This window comes from Pseudomonas sp. GL-R-19 (assembly GCF_019956375.1).
Classification (GTDB): Bacteria; Pseudomonadota; Gammaproteobacteria; order Pseudomonadales; family Pseudomonadaceae; genus Aquipseudomonas.
This window is the reverse complement of the sequence record NZ_JAHBDJ010000019.1, coordinates 49,307-65,053: the sequence shown is the minus strand read 5'-3', so window position 1 is coordinate 65,053 and position 15,747 is coordinate 49,307. Positions and strand designations below refer to the sequence as shown.

Annotated in this window: 13 protein-coding genes and 3 tRNA genes; all 16 read right to left on the bottom strand. The window is 61.5% G+C overall.

Features of this window, described 5'->3' with window-relative positions:
• Nucleotides 1–53 precede the first annotated feature (53 nt).
• Nucleotides 54–1,025, bottom strand: coding sequence for an XdhC family protein (locus KGA83_RS11610; RefSeq protein WP_108217773.1), 972 nt, complete (start codon nt 1,023–1,025; stop codon nt 54–56).
• A gap of 1 nt (nt 1,026) precedes the next feature.
• Nucleotides 1,027–2,262, bottom strand: a complete 1,236-nt coding sequence (locus tag KGA83_RS11605; RefSeq protein ID WP_223529764.1) for a c-type cytochrome — start codon at nt 2,260–2,262, stop codon at nt 1,027–1,029.
• A 2-nt stretch (nt 2,263–2,264) separates the two neighbouring features.
• The gene (locus KGA83_RS11600; protein WP_007982256.1) at nt 2,265–2,804 is read right to left on the bottom strand and encodes a (2Fe-2S)-binding protein; all 540 of its coding nucleotides are present in this window, start codon (nt 2,802–2,804) and stop codon (nt 2,265–2,267) included.
• Nucleotides 2,797–5,628, bottom strand: coding sequence for a xanthine dehydrogenase family protein molybdopterin-binding subunit (locus KGA83_RS11595; protein ID WP_223529763.1), 2,832 nt, complete (start codon nt 5,626–5,628; stop codon nt 2,797–2,799). Before KGA83_RS11595 ends, KGA83_RS11600 begins: the two co-directional genes overlap by 8 nt.
• A gap of 459 nt (nt 5,629–6,087) precedes the next feature.
• Nucleotides 6,088–6,164, bottom strand: a tRNA-Asp gene (locus KGA83_RS11590).
• 92 nt (nt 6,165–6,256) lie between these two features.
• Nucleotides 6,257–6,333: transfer RNA gene (locus KGA83_RS11585), tRNA-Asp, on the bottom strand.
• Between the two features lie 54 nt (nt 6,334–6,387).
• Nucleotides 6,388–6,463 (bottom strand) — tRNA-Val (locus KGA83_RS11580).
• A 253-nt stretch (nt 6,464–6,716) separates the two neighbouring features.
• Nucleotides 6,717–7,493, bottom strand: coding sequence for an SDR family oxidoreductase (locus tag KGA83_RS11575; RefSeq protein ID WP_108217776.1), 777 nt, complete (start codon nt 7,491–7,493; stop codon nt 6,717–6,719).
• Complete coding sequence (locus tag KGA83_RS11570; protein WP_007995100.1) at nt 7,490–8,701, bottom strand: O-succinylhomoserine sulfhydrylase; 1,212 nt, start codon at nt 8,699–8,701, stop codon at nt 7,490–7,492. Before KGA83_RS11570 ends, KGA83_RS11575 begins: the two co-directional genes overlap by 4 nt.
• A gap of 81 nt (nt 8,702–8,782) precedes the next feature.
• A complete protein-coding gene (gene purF, locus KGA83_RS11565; protein WP_108217777.1) occupies nt 8,783–10,288 on the bottom strand; it encodes an amidophosphoribosyltransferase in 1,506 nt (501 codons plus the stop codon).
• A gap of 41 nt (nt 10,289–10,329) precedes the next feature.
• On the bottom strand, nt 10,330–10,890 hold the full coding sequence (locus KGA83_RS11560) for a CvpA family protein (RefSeq protein ID WP_108217778.1): 561 nt from the start codon (nt 10,888–10,890) through the stop codon (nt 10,330–10,332).
• A gap of 98 nt (nt 10,891–10,988) precedes the next feature.
• Nucleotides 10,989–11,648, bottom strand: a complete 660-nt coding sequence (locus KGA83_RS11555) for an SPOR domain-containing protein (protein ID WP_108217779.1) — start codon at nt 11,646–11,648, stop codon at nt 10,989–10,991.
• On the bottom strand, nt 11,632–12,939 hold the full coding sequence (gene folC, locus KGA83_RS11550) for a bifunctional tetrahydrofolate synthase/dihydrofolate synthase (RefSeq protein ID WP_108217780.1): 1,308 nt from the start codon (nt 12,937–12,939) through the stop codon (nt 11,632–11,634). The genes KGA83_RS11555 and folC overlap by 17 nt, the downstream gene beginning before the upstream one ends.
• Entirely contained in the window at nt 12,936–13,856 is a 921-nt protein-coding gene (gene accD, locus KGA83_RS11545; RefSeq protein ID WP_108217781.1) for an acetyl-CoA carboxylase, carboxyltransferase subunit beta, read from the bottom strand. The genes folC and accD overlap by 4 nt, the downstream gene beginning before the upstream one ends.
• 217 nt (nt 13,857–14,073) lie before the next feature.
• Nucleotides 14,074–14,700, bottom strand: a complete 627-nt coding sequence (locus KGA83_RS11540) for a phosphoribosylanthranilate isomerase (RefSeq protein ID WP_115947714.1) — start codon at nt 14,698–14,700, stop codon at nt 14,074–14,076.
• A 63-nt stretch (nt 14,701–14,763) separates the two neighbouring features.
• Nucleotides 14,764–15,588 (bottom strand): tRNA pseudouridine(38-40) synthase TruA, encoded by an 825-nt coding sequence (gene truA, locus KGA83_RS11535; RefSeq protein ID WP_108217783.1) that lies wholly within the window; start codon nt 15,586–15,588, stop codon nt 14,764–14,766.
• Between the last annotated feature and the right edge of the window lie 159 nt (nt 15,589–15,747).

The following is a 15,747-nucleotide window of genomic DNA, read 5'->3' as shown; positions in this document are numbered from 1 at the left end:
TACATGGGAATGCGTTCGGCGTAGGAGCTGCCGCAGGCTGCGTTCTTTTGATCTTAAAGACGATTCCGTGGGATACCGCTGCGAATCCGCAAAATGTCCGCCAGCACCGCCAAGGCAATCTCCGCCGGCGTCTTGCTGCCCAGGTTCAAGCCGATCGGCGCATGAATCCGCGCCAACTCGATATCCCCCAGCCCACCAATACGCCGCAACCGCTCGAAGCGCTTTTGCGAGGTCTGCAGGGAGCCCATCACACCGATGTAAAACGCCTCGGTGCGAACAGCCTCCATCATCGCCAGGTCATCGATACGTGGATCGTGGGTCAATGCCACCACCGCAGTGTCGCTGTGACAGCCGCCGCTGGCGATGAACAGCGATGGCAGTTGGCGACGAATCTCCACGTTTTCCAGCACGACGCCTTCCAGCACTTCGTCTCGCGGATCACACAGAATCACCTCGAACCCCAGACCCACGGCAAACTCTGCACAGGCCTGGGCCACACTGGAATACCCGGCCAGCAGCAAACGCTGAGCCGCGCCGACGCGCACGCGCACCCGGTCGATTTCTCGCTCGATACGTACACCCTGCTCACGATCATCGAACAGACTGCGCGCACCGCTCTGCAAATCAACTTCACGGATCAACCGACGCCGGCCCGACAGCGCCGACTCCAGCTCGCGCAAATGCGCTTGCACCTCGCAATCGGCATCCAGCTTCTCGACCAGCACATCGAGCACCCCGCCACACGGCAGGCTGACGCGCGAGCGTGGGTCATCGCCTTCGCCGTAACGAACAACGCTGACCGGCTGCACAAACGCGCCCTCGGCGACTCGTTCGAGAAAGTCTTCCTCGACACAGCCACCGGACAGCGAGCCAATCCAGTGCCCATCAGTGTTCACCGCCAGCAGCGAACCCGGTGCACGCGGTGCCGAGCCGTAAGTGGCCAGCACCGTACACAACCAGATGCGCTGACCGGCCGCCGACCACTCCAGCGCCCGGCGCACCACTTGCAGATCGAGATGCTGCATATCAGTGGGCCTTGTGCTCGAGCGGCGCATCGGCCCGCAGCTTCTGCACGTCGTTCACCGCCAGATCATTCGGCTGACCGCCCCAACCCTGACGCAGGTAGTTCAGCAGATCCGTGAGTTGCTCGTCGCTCAACTTCCCGGCGAACCCTGGCATCGGTTGCATGTGTTCGAATCCGGAGAACTTCTGTTCACCGATACCGTCGTCGATCACCCGTACCAGGTTGCGCGGATCTTCCAGGCGCAACGTGGTGTTGCCGCGCATGGCCACGGCGATGTGCGGCTTGCCCTCACCACCCGGCGCATGGCACCCGGCGCAGACATTCAAATATTCCTGACGGCCGCGCTGTGCACTTGGGCTCAGTTTGTCCAACGGCACTTCGGTGAGCACTTTCGCCGCAGGCGGCTGATCGCCGAGCAGGAAAGTCGCCATCGCCGCCAGATCCGGATCGCTGAGGCCCTGGGTGCTGTTGTGGAACACCGGGAACATCTCGTTGAACATCGTGCCCTGGGCGCTCATGCCGTGCTTGAGGAACGAGCTCAGGTCCTGATGATTCCAGCCACGGGCCGCCAGGTCATTAGCCAGCAGGCTTGGCGCCAGATAGCCATTGAGAATGCCTCCGGTCATGCGCTTGTCCTGCTGCATCGCACCGGGCAGGCCGCGCGGGGTGTGGCACTCGCCACAGTGCCCCAGCACGTCGACCATGTACTGGCCGCGCTTCCAGGCTTCGCTCTTGCCCTCGGCCGGCGCAAGCTTCACGTCCTTGCCGTACATCATGTTCCAGCCCATCAGGCCCAGGCGCACGTTGAACGGGAAGCTCAGGCTGGTGACCGGTGCGGCACGCTCGATCGGCTCGACGGTTTTCAGGTAGGCATGAATCGCGTCGGAATCTGCTCGCGGCATCAGGTGATACGAGGTGTAGGGCATCGCCGGATACAGGTTCGCCCCGTCGCCGCGCTTACCTTCGGTCAGCGCGGCGAAGAACTCGTCATCGCTGTACAAGCCGATGCCGTGCTCTTTGCTTGGGGTGATGTTGGTGCCGTAGATCGTACCGAACGGCGACACGATCGGCAGGCCGCCCGCATAGGGCGCACCACCCGGTGCGGTGTGGCACGCCATGCAGTCGGCGGCGCGGGCGAGGTATTCGCCTTGCCTGACCTGCACATCATCGGCGTGAGCCGCCAGTACAGGCGCAGCCAGACCAACCGCCAACGCCAGGCGGCTAAGTAGAAACTTCATGCTTAACCCTCCTTGACCAGGCCGAGATCGGTCAGCACGTTGCGGGTGGCGCTGTAGTAGCGCACATACCCGGTGCAACGGCAGATGTGATGACCGAGGCTGTCCTCGATGACTTTTTCCAGCTGGCTTTTGACGATGGGCTGACGCTGCAGCTTTTCCACCAGCACGGTCGCGGCATTGACGAAGCCCGGCGCGCAGTAGCTGCACTGGAAGGCGAACTCATCGACGAAGCGCTGCTGGATCGGGTTCAGCTCGGTGACCTTGCCCTGCTCGTCGCGGGTCGCATGGCCTTCGATGGTCCGTACCTTCTTGCCTTCGAAATAGTGCGCGCCGGTGATGCAGGTGCGTACTTCTTCGCTGGTGCCGTCCGGGTTGTCGACGATCACCACGCAGGCGTGGCAAATGCCCTGACCGCAGCCCAGGCGCGAACCGGTGAGGTTCTTGTATTCGTGCAGGTAGTCGATCATCGGCAGGTCATCAGGGATGTCCACCGGGCCGACGGATTGACCGTTGAGGGTCAGTTGAAGCGGACGGTTAGCCATTGAGGGCCTCCTTGATGCGTGCAGAAGTGATAGGCAGGTCGCGGACACGTTTACCGATGGCATGGGCCACGGCGTTGCCGATGGCACCGACTACCGGGATCATCACCACCTCGGCGATGCCCTTGGACGGGTCGCTCGGCGACAGTGGCGGCAGGATGTCCGCCGTCTGTTTCCACACCGCAACGTGACGCGCCATCGGCAGGCGGTAACGGTTGAAGTTCCAGTCACCCTCCCCGGGCCCGCCTTCGTACAACGGCATTTCTTCCATCAGCGCATGGCCGATGCCCATGGCGATCCCGCCTTCGAGCTGGCCCCTGACCAGTTCTTCCACCAGCACCCGACCGCACTCGACCCACGAGTGATGATTGAGCACCGACACTTCGTTCGAACCCTTGTTGACCTTCACTTCCACCAGCGTCGCCACCGGGCTGTAGTAAGTCACCGCCGCATTGTTCAGCTGGGTCGCCGGGTAGGCGATGCCCTGCCGATCCAGCAGATGGAAACCGGCGCTGTTCATCTGCGCCTTCTTCGCCTTCGGTGCGCCGTCGCCGTACTTCACGGCCAGGCCGTCGAGCGGCAAGCGCTCACGCACGCCGTCGATGCTGAACTCGGCCTCGGCCCAGCTCCAGCGGTTGAAACCGTGCACGGTGGCGCCGCTCACCAGGCCACGCTCGTGAACACGCTTGGCGAGCATGGCGAATGGCAGTGGCTCCATGCCGTTGGCCGTGAGCTTGCCATCGACCCAATGGGCGTCTTCGCGGCGCACCACGTAAGGGTTGGCCTGACCGCCGTAAGGGCCTTGGCGCCAGATCTCCAGCGCCGCCGGCCACAGGCCGTGGTTGAACAGCACGCGCGCCGCTTCACGGGTGGCGTGGCTGAAGTAGTACGCCGAGTTGGTCGCCGACGAGGCCGAAGCGACCTTGCCGACCCAGCGTGGATTGCGCAGAAAATTGTCCTGCTCGGCCTGGCTCATGATGTACGGGTTGCCGCCACTGATCAGCTGCAACTCTTTCCATTCGGTTTCGCCGGTCTTCACTTCGTGCGCCGGGAGACCAAGGAAGTCAGCCACGACCATGGCCTGCGAAGTGGACATGCCGGTGCCGATTTCGATACCGATGTGGCGCAGGCTGATGCGGCCTTCGGCAGTGAATTCAATGCTGGCCATTGGGGCTTCGGAACCGGTACCGAAGTCTTTCTGGCAAATGGCGAAACCGACGCCGTACCAGTTATCGGGGTCGGCGGCTTCGCGTTGTTTCTTGATCGCGTCGCGGTTTTTCCAGGTGTCGTGGACCGCCGCCTTGTCGAGAATCTCGTGCAGGCGCAAGGCACCGGCCGGGATCGCGCCCTGGGTGTTTTTCATGCCCGAGCGCAGTGCGTTCTTGCGGCGCAGTTCGATGGCATCGACACCGAGGCGGCCGGCGATTTCATCGACCATCATCTCGGTCGCCGCCATGCTCTGCAGGGTGCCGTAGCCACGCATCGACCCGGCTTCAACGGCGCGGGAGTGATAGGCCGTGACCTGCAGATCGTTCTGCGGCATGTAGTAGATCGACTGTGCGGCCGTGGCGCCCACCGCCGCCACGGACGGGCTGTAGTTGATTCGCCCGCCACCGTCGACGCTCATCTCGGAGCGGAAAATCTTGAAGCTGTAGTCGTTCTTGTCCACCGCCAATTGATAGCGAATGTCGAACGGGTGACGCTTGATGCCGCTCTGGAACTGCTCGTAGCGGTCGTTGGCCAGGCGTACCGGCACACCGGCGCCGTACAACGCGGCCAGCGCTGCGTAGTAGACGAAAATGTTGTGGTCTTTCGAGCCATAACCGACGGTGTAACCCGGGTGCATGTTCAGGTTGGCCAGGCCGAAACGCGACGGCGCGATCATCTTCGCGGTTTCGGTCGCTGTTTCCAGCGGGCACTGGGTGGCGACGACGAAATGCAGGGTCTTGGTGGCAGGGTCGTACCAGCCGTTGCCGTTGTCCGGCTCCAGGGCGGCCGGCTCGATCGACGGGGTCTTGTAGCGCTCGTCGAACACCAGCCAATTGTCCGGCGGCGTATCGATCTGCTGCTTCATTCGTTCGGCGTAGAACAGGCCGCGCTCGGTCAGGTTGCCGTGCAGGTTCGGCTGGGCATTCCACACCGGACGGCGATTGCGCAGCATCGGGAACAGGATCGAATCCTTGAGGCTGGCGAACTCGTCTTCGTCCGCCGAGGTCACGCCGCCAACGCGCACATAGCGGAAGCTGCCGTAAGGGTCGCCTTCGTAGAACGGCACCTGCGCACCGTAACGAATCGCCTTGTCATTGAATTTGAGTTGGTTCTTGGCCTGTCGGAAGCGCTCGAAGTCGTTCCAGATCAGGATCGCCACCGGGTGCCCGATGAACATCGGCACCTTGCCGGCCGGCAACAGCGGATCCGGGGCGTGCTCCTCAGGGAACACGATGCCGTCCTTGACCAGGTCTTCGGCGGTGACGATGCGGTCAGGCTGCAACCCGGTACCGAGCCATGAAAGGTCCAGACCCGCGTAGATGCGGTCCGCCTTGATGGTTTTGAGCAGCATGGCGTGACCCTGCTGCTGCGGCCAGCCCGGCATGTCCTTGGCGCGGATGTCGCGGGCAAAGACCTTGCTGCCGCAGACCTTGGACAAGGCATCGTTACGGGCGCGCGCCTTGCCGTTGTTGCCGAGCCACTGCTCGGACGGCACGGTCACGCTGTTTTCCATCAAGGCGGCCAGCGCCTGGCTGCTCAATGGTGTGAGCGTCACGCTCACACCCGCTACCAGCCCGCCCTGAAGGAACGAGCGCCGGGATATATCACGGTTGGACATGGATCATCCTCTGGGCGGTTATGGGGTCCGCCCTTCTGGTTATGTACTGGAAATCTCGAGTCTTGCAGAAGCCCTTTTCGACGATGCAAAGGGCTGTTGTTGACAGTGCAAAGCTGACCGAAAGGTTATGTTTATAGGCTTATGACCTTACGGAAAACCGAAAACTGACCGACAAATCAAAAAAACGCGACTATTCGACGCAGCACGTTAACAGTAGCCGTGAATCTCGGTAGCGCGAGGCTGGAGGGGCGGCGCTGAACGACAGCGTCGCTAGCGCCCGATAGGCCATTCCGGCAAGGAGGCATGCAGGGAGGTCCGCCTGGAAAAAGGCGAGAGGAGAAAACCTGAATTTCAGACACAAAAAACCCCGGTCTTTCGACCAGGGTCTTTGCTATCGACTCGAAGTAACCAGTGGTTTCTTCGTAGCTCCAAGGCGTTCAGCGGGCCTCGGGGCAGATATGGCGCAGCGGACGGGACTCGAACCCGCGACCCCCGGCGTGACAGGCCGGTATTCTAACCGACTGAACTACCGCTGCGTATCGCTTTGGACTTGCGTCCAAGTAACTCGTCTGATTGAAAACTCAGTAGCTTTTCAATCTCGAGCCAGGCATGCCTGACTCGGAAAATATGGCGCAGCGGACGGGACTCGAACCCGCGACCCCCGGCGTGACAGGCCGGTATTCTAACCGACTGAACTACCGCTGCGCGTCGGTGGAGGCATTTCAGCCTACCTCTTGCTTTCGCAAGTATCTCGGGGAGTGGTGGGTGATGACGGGATCGAACCGCCGACATTCTGCTTGTAAGGCAGACGCTCTCCCAGCTGAGCTAATCACCCGTTTGCATCTCCGAGGCCGCGAAATTTACGCAGGTAGCGAACCTAAGTCAATAGCAGGATTGAAGTTTTTCTAAAAAAGACAAAATCATTTCATTCCGGCCAGTGTCGGCAACCATCAGTCCTCATCGCGAGCAGGCTCGCTCCCACAATAGAAAGCATGTTCTCTGAAGAAACGCGATCAACTGTGGGAGCGAGCCTGCTCGCGATGAGGACTTCACATACAACATCAATGTTGAAGACGGCCCCTGGCCTGTCACTCGCTGTAAATCATCTTCTTGGTCATGCCGCCATCGACCACAAATTCCTGGCCGGTGACAAACCCGGCATTTCTCGACAGCAGCCAGGCCACCATCGCCGCGACATCCTCGACCGTCCCTACCCTGCCCGCCGGATGCTGGGCATGATCGGCTTCGGTCAAGGGTTCGGCACGCCGCACCGAAGGATCGCGCGCGTCGATCCAGCCAGGGCTGACGGCATTGACCCGGATCTCCGGGCCAAGACTGATCGCAAGTGCATGGGTCAGGGCCAACAAACCGCCCTTGCTCGCCGCATAGGCCTCTGTGTCGGGTTCCGACTGCCCGGCGCGGGTCGAGGCCAGATTGACGATGGCACCGCTGTGAGCGCGCAGGTACGGCGCACAGTGCTTGGCCAGCAACATCGGCCCACTGAGGTTCACCGCCAACACCCGATTCCAGTGAGCCAGATCGAGGCTTTCCAGGGTGATGTTGTGCGGATCGGCAACCGCGGCATTGCAGACCAGCGCATCCAGGCGCCCGAACTGGCCGAGCACCTCGGCCACCCCCAGCGCGACCTGCCCCTCGTTGGAGACATCCATGGTGATGAACCAGGCGCTGTCACCCAGCACCTTCGCCACTTTCGAGCCGCGCTCGCGGTCCAGGTCCGTCAACACGACTTGCCAGCCTTCGCTGATCAGCCAGGCCGAGATCCCCAGGCCAATGCCCCGCGCAGCACCGGTCACCAGCGCTACGCGACCATTCGAGCCGGTGGCCGGTGCAGACAAGTCGATCACAACGCAGCCAGGCCGCGCGCCAGATCGGCTTGCAGGTCCGCCACGTCTTCCAGACCGACCGCAACGCGGATCAGGCTGTCACGAATGCCTGCCGCTTCACGCTCTTGCGGCGCCAGGCGGCCATGGGAGGTGGTGCTCGGATGGGTGATGGTGGTCTTGCTGTCGCCCAGGTTGGCGGTGATCGAAATCAGGCGTGTGGCATCGATAAAGCGCCATGCGCCCTCTTTGCCGCCCTTCACTTCAAAACTGACGACCGCACCGAAGCCCTTCTGCTGGCGCAGCGCCAGTTCGTGCTGCGGATGGCTCTTGAGGCCGGCGTAATGGACTTTCTCGATGCCTTCCTGCTGCTCCAGCCACTCGGCCAGTTGCTGGGCGTTGGCACAATGGGCCTTCATCCGCAGGTTCAGGGTTTCGAGGCCCTTGAGGAAAATCCAGGCGTTGAACGGACTCAAGGTCGGCCCGGCGGTACGCAGGAAACCCACCACTTCCTTCATCTGCTCACTGCGACCGGCGACCACGCCACCCATGCAACGGCCCTGGCCATCGATGAACTTGGTGGCCGAGTGCACGACAATGTCCGCGCCCATTTTCAGCGGCTGCTGCAAGGCAGGGGTGCAGAAGCAGTTGTCGACCACCAGCATCGCGCCTTTGGCGTGGGCGATTTTCGCCAGTTCGGCGATGTCGACCAATTCAGCCAACGGGTTGGACGGTGATTCGACGAACAGCAATTTGGTGTTGGGCTTGATCGCCGCGTCCCAGCCGGACAAATCCGCCAGGGCCACGTAATCGACTTCGATGCCGAAGCGCTTGAAGTACTTTTCGAACAGGCTGATGGTCGAGCCGAATACGCTGCGCGACACCAGCACGTGATCACCGGCACTGCACAGGCTCATCACCACGGCCATGATGGCCGCCATGCCGGTGGCGGTGGCCACGGCCTGCTCGGCGCTTTCAAGCGCAGCGATGCGCTCTTCGAACGCGCGTACGGTCGGATTGGTGTAGCGCGAATAAACGTTGCCCGGCACTTCGCCAGCGAAGCGCGCAGCGGCGTCGGCGGCGGTACGGAATACATAGCTGGAGGTGAAGAACATCGGATCACCGTGTTCGCCTTCCGGCGTACGGTGCTGACCGGCGCGTACGGCCAGGGTATCGAACGCTACACCTTCGAGGTCGCTGTCCAGCCGACCGGCATCCCATTCCTGACTCATGCTGTCACTCCTTGCCGTGCTCTTGATAGATGAAAGTCTTTTTGCCAGATACAAAACCGGCCCCTCAGGGCCGGTAGTAACTCAGTTGTTGTACAGATCGATGATCGCACTGACTGCCTGTGTCTTGACCTTGGAGGCATCGTTGCGTGCCTGCTCGATCTTGTTCAGGTAAGCCTCGTCGACGTCGCCGGTGACGTACTGGCCGTCGAACACCGCACAATCGAACTTGTCGATCTTGATCTTGCCGCCACCGACCGCTTCGATCAAGTCAGGCAAGTCCTGATAGATCAACCAGTCAGCGCCGATCAGGTCTGCCACGTCCTGGGTCGAACGGTTGTGGGCGATCAGTTCGTGAGCGCTCGGCATGTCGATGCCGTAAACGTTCGGGTAGCGAACTGCTGGGGCCGCAGAGCAGAAGTAGACGTTCTTGGCGCCAGCTTCGCGAGCCATCTGGATGATCTGCTTGCAGGTGGTGCCGCGAACGATGGAGTCGTCCACCAGCATCACGTTCTTGCCGCGGAATTCCAGTTCGATGGCATTGAGCTTCTGGCGTACGGATTTTTTCCGCGCGGCCTGACCCGGCATGATGAAGGTCCGGCCGATGTAGCGGTTCTTCACGAAGCCTTCGCGGAACTTCACGCCCAAATGGTTCGCCAGCTCCAGGGCCGCAGTGCGGCTGGTGTCCGGGATCGGGATGACCACGTCGATATCGTGATCCGGACGCTCGCGCAGGATCTTCTCGGCCAGTTTCTCACCCATGCGCAGGCGGGCCTTGTAGACCGACACGCCGTCGATGATCGAATCCGGACGCGCCAGGTACACATGTTCGAAAATGCACGGCGTCAACGACGGGTTGGTCGCGCACTGACGGGTGTGCAGCTTGCCGTCTTCAGTGATGTAGACCGCTTCGCCCGGAGCCAGGTCGCGAATCAGGGTGAAGCCGAGCACGTCCAGGGAAACGCTTTCGGAGGCGATCATGTACTCGACGCCTTCGTCGGTGTGACGCTGGCCGAACACGATCGGACGGATGCCGTGCGGGTCGCGGAAACCGACGATGCCGTAGCCGGTCACCATCGCCACGACGGCGTAGCCACCGACACAACGGTTGTGCACGTCAGTCACGGCGGCGAACACGTCTTCTTCAGTCGGCTGCAACTTGCCGCGCTGGGCCAGTTCGTGCGCGAACACGTTGAGCAGCACTTCCGAATCGGAGCTGGTGTTGACGTGGCGCAGGTCAGATTCGTAAATCTCCTTGGCCAGTTGTTCAACGTTGGTCAGGTTACCGTTGTGCGCCAGGGTGATGCCGTAAGGCGAGTTGACGTAAAACGGTTGAGCTTCGGCCGAGGTCGAGCTGCCCGCGGTCGGGTAGCGCACATGGCCAATACCCATGTGACCGACCAGGCGCTGCATGTGACGCTGATGGAACACGTCACGCACCAGGCCGTTGTCCTTGCGCAGGAATAACCGGCCATCATGGCTGGTCACGATACCGGCAGCGTCCTGGCCGCGGTGCTGGAGGACGGTTAGCGCGTCATACAGCGCCTGATTGACGTTCGACTTACCGACGATACCGACGATGCCACACATGCGACGCAACCCCTACTTAATGGATCTGAACTGAACACAACTCACTGAGGCGTTTTGGCCATCGGCAAGAGGTGCTCCTTGAACGGGATATCAGCGGGTACGCTGATTCCGCTGGCAAGCCACTGACTGCTCCACCCGAGGATCAGGTTTTTGGACCAGTCGGCGACCAATAAAAATTTTGGCACGAGCTGTGACTCTTTCCACCACCCGTCCTGCTGTACCGGCCCCAGGCTCAACAGCCCGACGGCGATGACCACCAGCAACCCGCCACGCGCGGCGCCGAAGGCCATGCCGAGGAATCGGTCGGTCCCGGAGAGCCCGGTGACGCGCACCAGTTCGCCGATAAGATAATTGATCATTGCGCCTACGATTAAAGTGGCGACAAACATGATGGCACAGCCCGTGATTATACGAGCCGATGGCGTTTGAATGTACCCGCCGAGGTACTCGGACAGTGAGCCACCGAACATCCAGGCAACGACTCCTGCGATGATCCAGGTCAGCAGCGACAATGCTTCTGTGACGAAGCCGCGGCTCAGACTGATCAATGCGGAGATGGCGACGATCGCTACGATCGCCCAGTCAACCCAGGTAAATGGCACAGTGCAGCCTACAGACGGATAAGGCGGCGCATTTTAGCAGAGCCCGTGCTTATCGGTAAGCTGCTATTGCCAGTGCATTTCATATCGGGGCGATAGTTTTAGCCACGTTCCGGTTGAAAACGCACCACAAACCCCTTGAGATTCTGCTGGCGGTTCAACAAGTCACGCAGCCGGTCGGCTTCGGCGCGCTCGATCAGCGGCCCGACAAACACCCGGTTTTTGCCGTCGGCGGTACGAATGTAGGCGTTGTAACCCTGGCTGCGCAGGGTTTTCTGAAGTTTTTCCGCGCTTTCACGACTCGACAGGCTGGCCAGTTGCACCGACCAGCTGACAGACAAGCCATTGGCATCGACACGGCTTTGCGTGGTGTCCGGCTTGCCCGGTGCCGCGGTGATCGGCTGGGCAGGCGCTGTCGCAGGTTTGGCCGCCAAAGCCGGGACCGGCGCAGGCGCAGCCGGCTTGGCTGCTGGCGCTGGCGCTGGGGCTACCGGCGCAGTTGGCACCGCCGATTCCTGCTGGGCGATTTCGTCATCGCTCGGCACGGGTTCCTGAGGCAAGGCTTGCGGCTCGGGCACCACCACCGGCTCGACCTGTACCTGAGGCATCGCAGGCGCCTGCGGAGCCGCGGGCGCCTGGACCGTCACCTGGCGCTGTTCGTCCTGGCGGGAAAACAGCATCGGCAGAAAAATCACCGCCAGCGCGACCAACACCAGGGCGCCAACCATGCGCTGCTTGTATGCCTTATCCAGCAATGCCATTTGCCGCGTCCTCCGTGGAGCGCCGGGCCAGCCATTGAAGGGCCTCGGCGACACAATAAAATGATCCGAACAACAGGATTTCGTCGTTGCTCGTGGCCTGCGCGCACTGCCCTTCCAGGGCGGCCGCGACACTGTCGTATGACGTGACCGACGCACCAAGACCTTGCAACGCATCGTGCAGATCCGCAACCGAACGCGCCCGAGGCGAATCCAGAGGTGCAACGGCCCAGTGCTGGACACTAGCATTCAATTCGCCGACAACACCATCCAGATCCTTGTCCGCCAGCAGGCCGAAGACCGCCAGACGCTTGCCGACCGGCGGGCGACTGGCCAGACGACGCGCCAGATACTCCGCCGCATGCGGGTTATGCCCCACATCCAGCATTAGATTCAAGCGCTTGCCTTGCCACTCGAACTCACGGCGATCCAGGCGACCGACCACCTTCGTTGCCCGCAACGCCTCGATAATCTGCGCATCCACCCAAGGCAAGCCGAGCAGCAGGTACGCCTGCAACGCCAGCGCAGCATTTTCCATCGGCAGATCGAGCAGTGGCAGGTCGCGCAGTTCAACCGTGCGCCCTTGCGCATCGACACCGCGCCACTGCCAGTTGTGATCGGTCATACCGAGATCAAAATCGCGCCCACGCAGGAAAAACGGGCACTTGAGCTCGCGCGCCTTGTCCAGCAGAGGTTGTGGAGGATTCAGATCGCCGCAGAGCGCAGGCGCGCCCTGACGGAAAATACCTGCCTTCTCGAAGGCCACGGACTCTCGGGTATCGCCGAGGTAATCCGCATGATCGACGCCGATACTGGTGACCAGCGCCACGTCGGCGTCCACCACGTTGACCGTATCCAGGCGACCGCCCAGACCGACTTCCAGCACCACGGCATCGAGCCCCGAGCGCTGGAACAGCCAGAACGCCGCCAGGGTGCCCATTTCGAAGTAAGTCAGGGAAGTATCGCCGCGCCCGGCCTCTACCGCAGCAAAGGCCTCGCACAGCTCGGCATCCGTGGCCTCGACGCCATTAAGCTGTACCCGCTCGTTGTAACGCAGCAGGTGTGGGGAGTTGTAAACCCCCACTTTCAAGCCCTGGGCCCGCAGCAAGGACGCCACGAACGCACAGGTGGACCCCTTGCCGTTGGTCCCGGTGACCGTAATCACCCGCGGCGCCGGCTTGCCCAATCCCATGCGGGACGCTACCTGCTGCGACCGCTCCAGGCCCATGTCGATGGCCGAAGGGTGCAACTGTTCGAGGTAGGCGAGCCATTCGCCGAGGGTACGTTGGGTCATAGGCTGGCGGGTACCGGTGGAACCACGATCGGCTCGATAGGTGCAGCCACGAACTGCGGCGTTGGCAGACCCATCATTTGCGCCAGCAGGTTGCCCAGACGCGGACGCAGCTCCTGACGATCGATGATCATGTCGATGGCACCGTGCTCCAGCAGGAACTCGCTGCGCTGGAAGCCTTCCGGCAGTTTTTCACGCACGGTTTGCTCGATTACACGCGGACCGGCAAAACCGATCAACGCCTTCGGCTCACCGACAATCACGTCGCCCAGCATTGCCAGACTGGCGGAAACGCCGCCATAGACCGGATCGGTCAGCACGGAGATGAACGGGATGCCTTCTTCACGCAAACGCGCCAGCACCGCGGAGGTCTTGGCCATTTGCATCAGGGAAATCAGCGCTTCCTGCATCCGCGCACCGCCGGAAGCCGCGAAGCAGATCATCGGGCAGCGTTTTTCCAGGGCGTAATTGGCGGCGCGCACGAAACGCTCGCCGACGATGGCGCCCATCGAACCGCCCATGAAGGAAAACTCGAACGCAGAAACCACGACCGGCATGCCGAGCAAGGTACCACTCATGGAAACCAGCGCATCTTTCTCACCGGTCTGCTTTTGTGCAGCGGTCAGGCGGTCCTTGTACTTCTTGCCGTCGCGGAATTTCAGACGGTCAACCGGCTCCAGGTCAGCACCCAGCTCGGTACGACCTTCAACGTCGAGGAAGATGTCGATACGGGCGCGGGCGCCGATACGCATGTGATGGTTGCACTTGGGGCAAACGTCCAGGGTCTTTTCCAACTCCGGACGATACAGCACAGCCTCGCAAGACGGGCATTTGTGCCAAAGACCTTCAGGCACCGAGCTCTTCTTGACCTCGGAACGCATGATCGAAGGGATCAGTTTGTCTACTAACCAGTTGCTCATGCTTTCTTTCTCCAGTACCGGCGGCCCGAACGCTCTGGTTCGCGGCCCCGTGTATGCCCTAGCGCTAAATTCATGTGTGCGAAGAGGGGTGATGGACTGCCACGGTCAGCGCGAAACATGACCTGCGTGCAACCACAAACCCTCGGAACTGCCTGCTGTGAGCAGTGCATCCGCTTTGTACAGTGCAGTGGACGGCGGCAGTCTGCCAGCCGTCACATCAACAGGTGCTACCACGTACCGCTTTGATAAATGCCTGAATCTTTGCGTGATCCTTGATGCCCTTGCTCGCCTCTACCCCGCCGCTGACATCCACGGCATAAGGCTGGACGCGCGCAACCGCTTCGGCGACGTTATCCGGCGTCAGACCGCCCGCCAGAATGATCGGCTTGCTCAAGCCTTGCGGTATCAGTGACCAGTCAAATGCCTCGCCGGTTCCTCCGGGAACGCCTTCGACATAGGTATCGAGCAAGATCCCGCTGGCACTGGCATAGGCATCACAGGCTGCGGCGATGTCATCACCCGCCTTGACCCGCAGCGCCTTGATGTACGGACGATGCCAACCTTCGCACTCGGCCGCGCTTTCATCGCCGTGAAATTGCAGCAGGTCCAGAGGCACTGCGTCGAGAATTTCACCCAATTCGCAACGGCTCGCATTGACGAACAAGCCCACGGTGGTTACGAACGGCGGCAGCGCCTTGATGATCGAGCGCGCCTGCTGGAACGTCACCGCACGAGGGCTTTTGGCGTAAAACACGAATCCGATGGCATCCGCCCCGGCCTCGACGGCTGCCAACGCATCCTCTATGCGGGTAATCCCACAGATCTTGCTGCGAACGGCTGACATGTCGACACAACTCCAAGACAAATCCGGGAAAGTCCCGGATGTTAACAAAAGCATTCGAGGGCGTCAGCCGCCAAGTTCCGAGAAACCTGTCAGGAAGTGTGGACCGATGTAACGCTCGGGCAATTGGAACTCGTCGCGGTATTCAACCTGAACCAGATACAACCCGAACGGATGCGCCGTCACGCCGCCGGACCGCCGAATCCGGCTCTCCAGCACCTCTTTCATCCACTCCACCGGGCGCTCTCCGGCGCCGATGGTCATCAGCACGCCGGCGATGTTGCGCACCATGTGATGCAGGAAGGCGCTGGCGCGAATATCCAGCACGATCATCTTGCCGTGACGGGTGACGCGCAGGTGGTGCAGCTCCTTGATCGGCGACTTGGCCTGGCACTGACCGGCGCGAAAAGCGCTGAAATCATGGGTGCCGAGCAGGTACTGGGCGGCCTCGGCCATGCGCTCGACGTCCAGCGGACGGTGGTTCCAGGTCACTTCTTCGTTCAGGTGTGCGGGGCGGATCTGATCGTTGTAGATAACATAGCGATAACGCCGGGCGATGGCCTTGAACCGTGCATGGAAATGCGCCGGCATGACCTTGGCCCAACTGACACTGACGTCGTGGGGCAAGTTGATGTTGGCGCCCATGGTCCAGGCCTTCATCGAACGCTCGACCCGGGTGTCGAAATGCACCACCTGTCCGCAGGCATGCACCCCGGCATCGGTACGCCCGGCGCACATCAGCGAAACGGGTGAATCGGCGACTTTGGACAGGGCGTTTTCGAGGGTTTCCTGCACGGTGAGCACCCCGGACGCCTGGCGCTGCCAGCCGCGGTAGCGCGAGCCCTTGTATTCGACGCCCAGCGCGATGCGGAAAAAGCCGTCGGCTGCCATTTCGGCGGCCGGGTTATCTATATTTGCCAAGGTGGGACAGCCTGCTGATGTACCAAAGGCGGGCATTATAAGGCCGCCGGGCGGGGATGCCAGAGGGATCTCCATTGACTGCACCGGCCCTTTCGCGGGCAAGCCCGCTCCTACAGTGCTCTGTGGCGT

Coding starts and splice junctions, on each gene's coding strand:
- KGA83_RS11595 (WP_223529763.1), bottom strand. CDS start 5,628: ATGTCCAACCGTGATATATCCCGGCGCTCGTTCCTTCAGGGCGGGCTG.
- KGA83_RS11570 (WP_007995100.1), bottom strand. CDS start 8,701: ATGAGTCAGGAATGGGATGCCGGTCGGCTGGACAGCGACCTCGAAGGT.
- accD (WP_108217781.1), bottom strand. CDS start 13,856: ATGAGCAACTGGTTAGTAGACAAACTGATCCCTTCGATCATGCGTTCC.
- truA (WP_108217783.1), bottom strand. CDS start 15,588: ATGGCAGCCGACGGCTTTTTCCGCATCGCGCTGGGCGTCGAATACAAG.
- KGA83_RS11555 (WP_108217779.1), bottom strand. CDS start 11,648: ATGGCATTGCTGGATAAGGCATACAAGCAGCGCATGGTTGGCGCCCTG.
- KGA83_RS11600 (WP_007982256.1), bottom strand. CDS start 2,804: ATGGCTAACCGTCCGCTTCAACTGACCCTCAACGGTCAATCCGTCGGC.
- KGA83_RS11540 (WP_115947714.1), bottom strand. CDS start 14,700: ATGTCAGCCGTTCGCAGCAAGATCTGTGGGATTACCCGCATAGAGGAT.
- KGA83_RS11605 (WP_223529764.1), bottom strand. CDS start 2,262: ATGAAGTTTCTACTTAGCCGCCTGGCGTTGGCGGTTGGTCTGGCTGCG.
- KGA83_RS11610 (WP_108217773.1), bottom strand. CDS start 1,025: ATGCAGCATCTCGATCTGCAAGTGGTGCGCCGGGCGCTGGAGTGGTCG.
- purF (WP_108217777.1), bottom strand. CDS start 10,288: ATGTGTGGCATCGTCGGTATCGTCGGTAAGTCGAACGTCAATCAGGCG.
- folC (WP_108217780.1), bottom strand. CDS start 12,939: ATGACCCAACGTACCCTCGGCGAATGGCTCGCCTACCTCGAACAGTTG.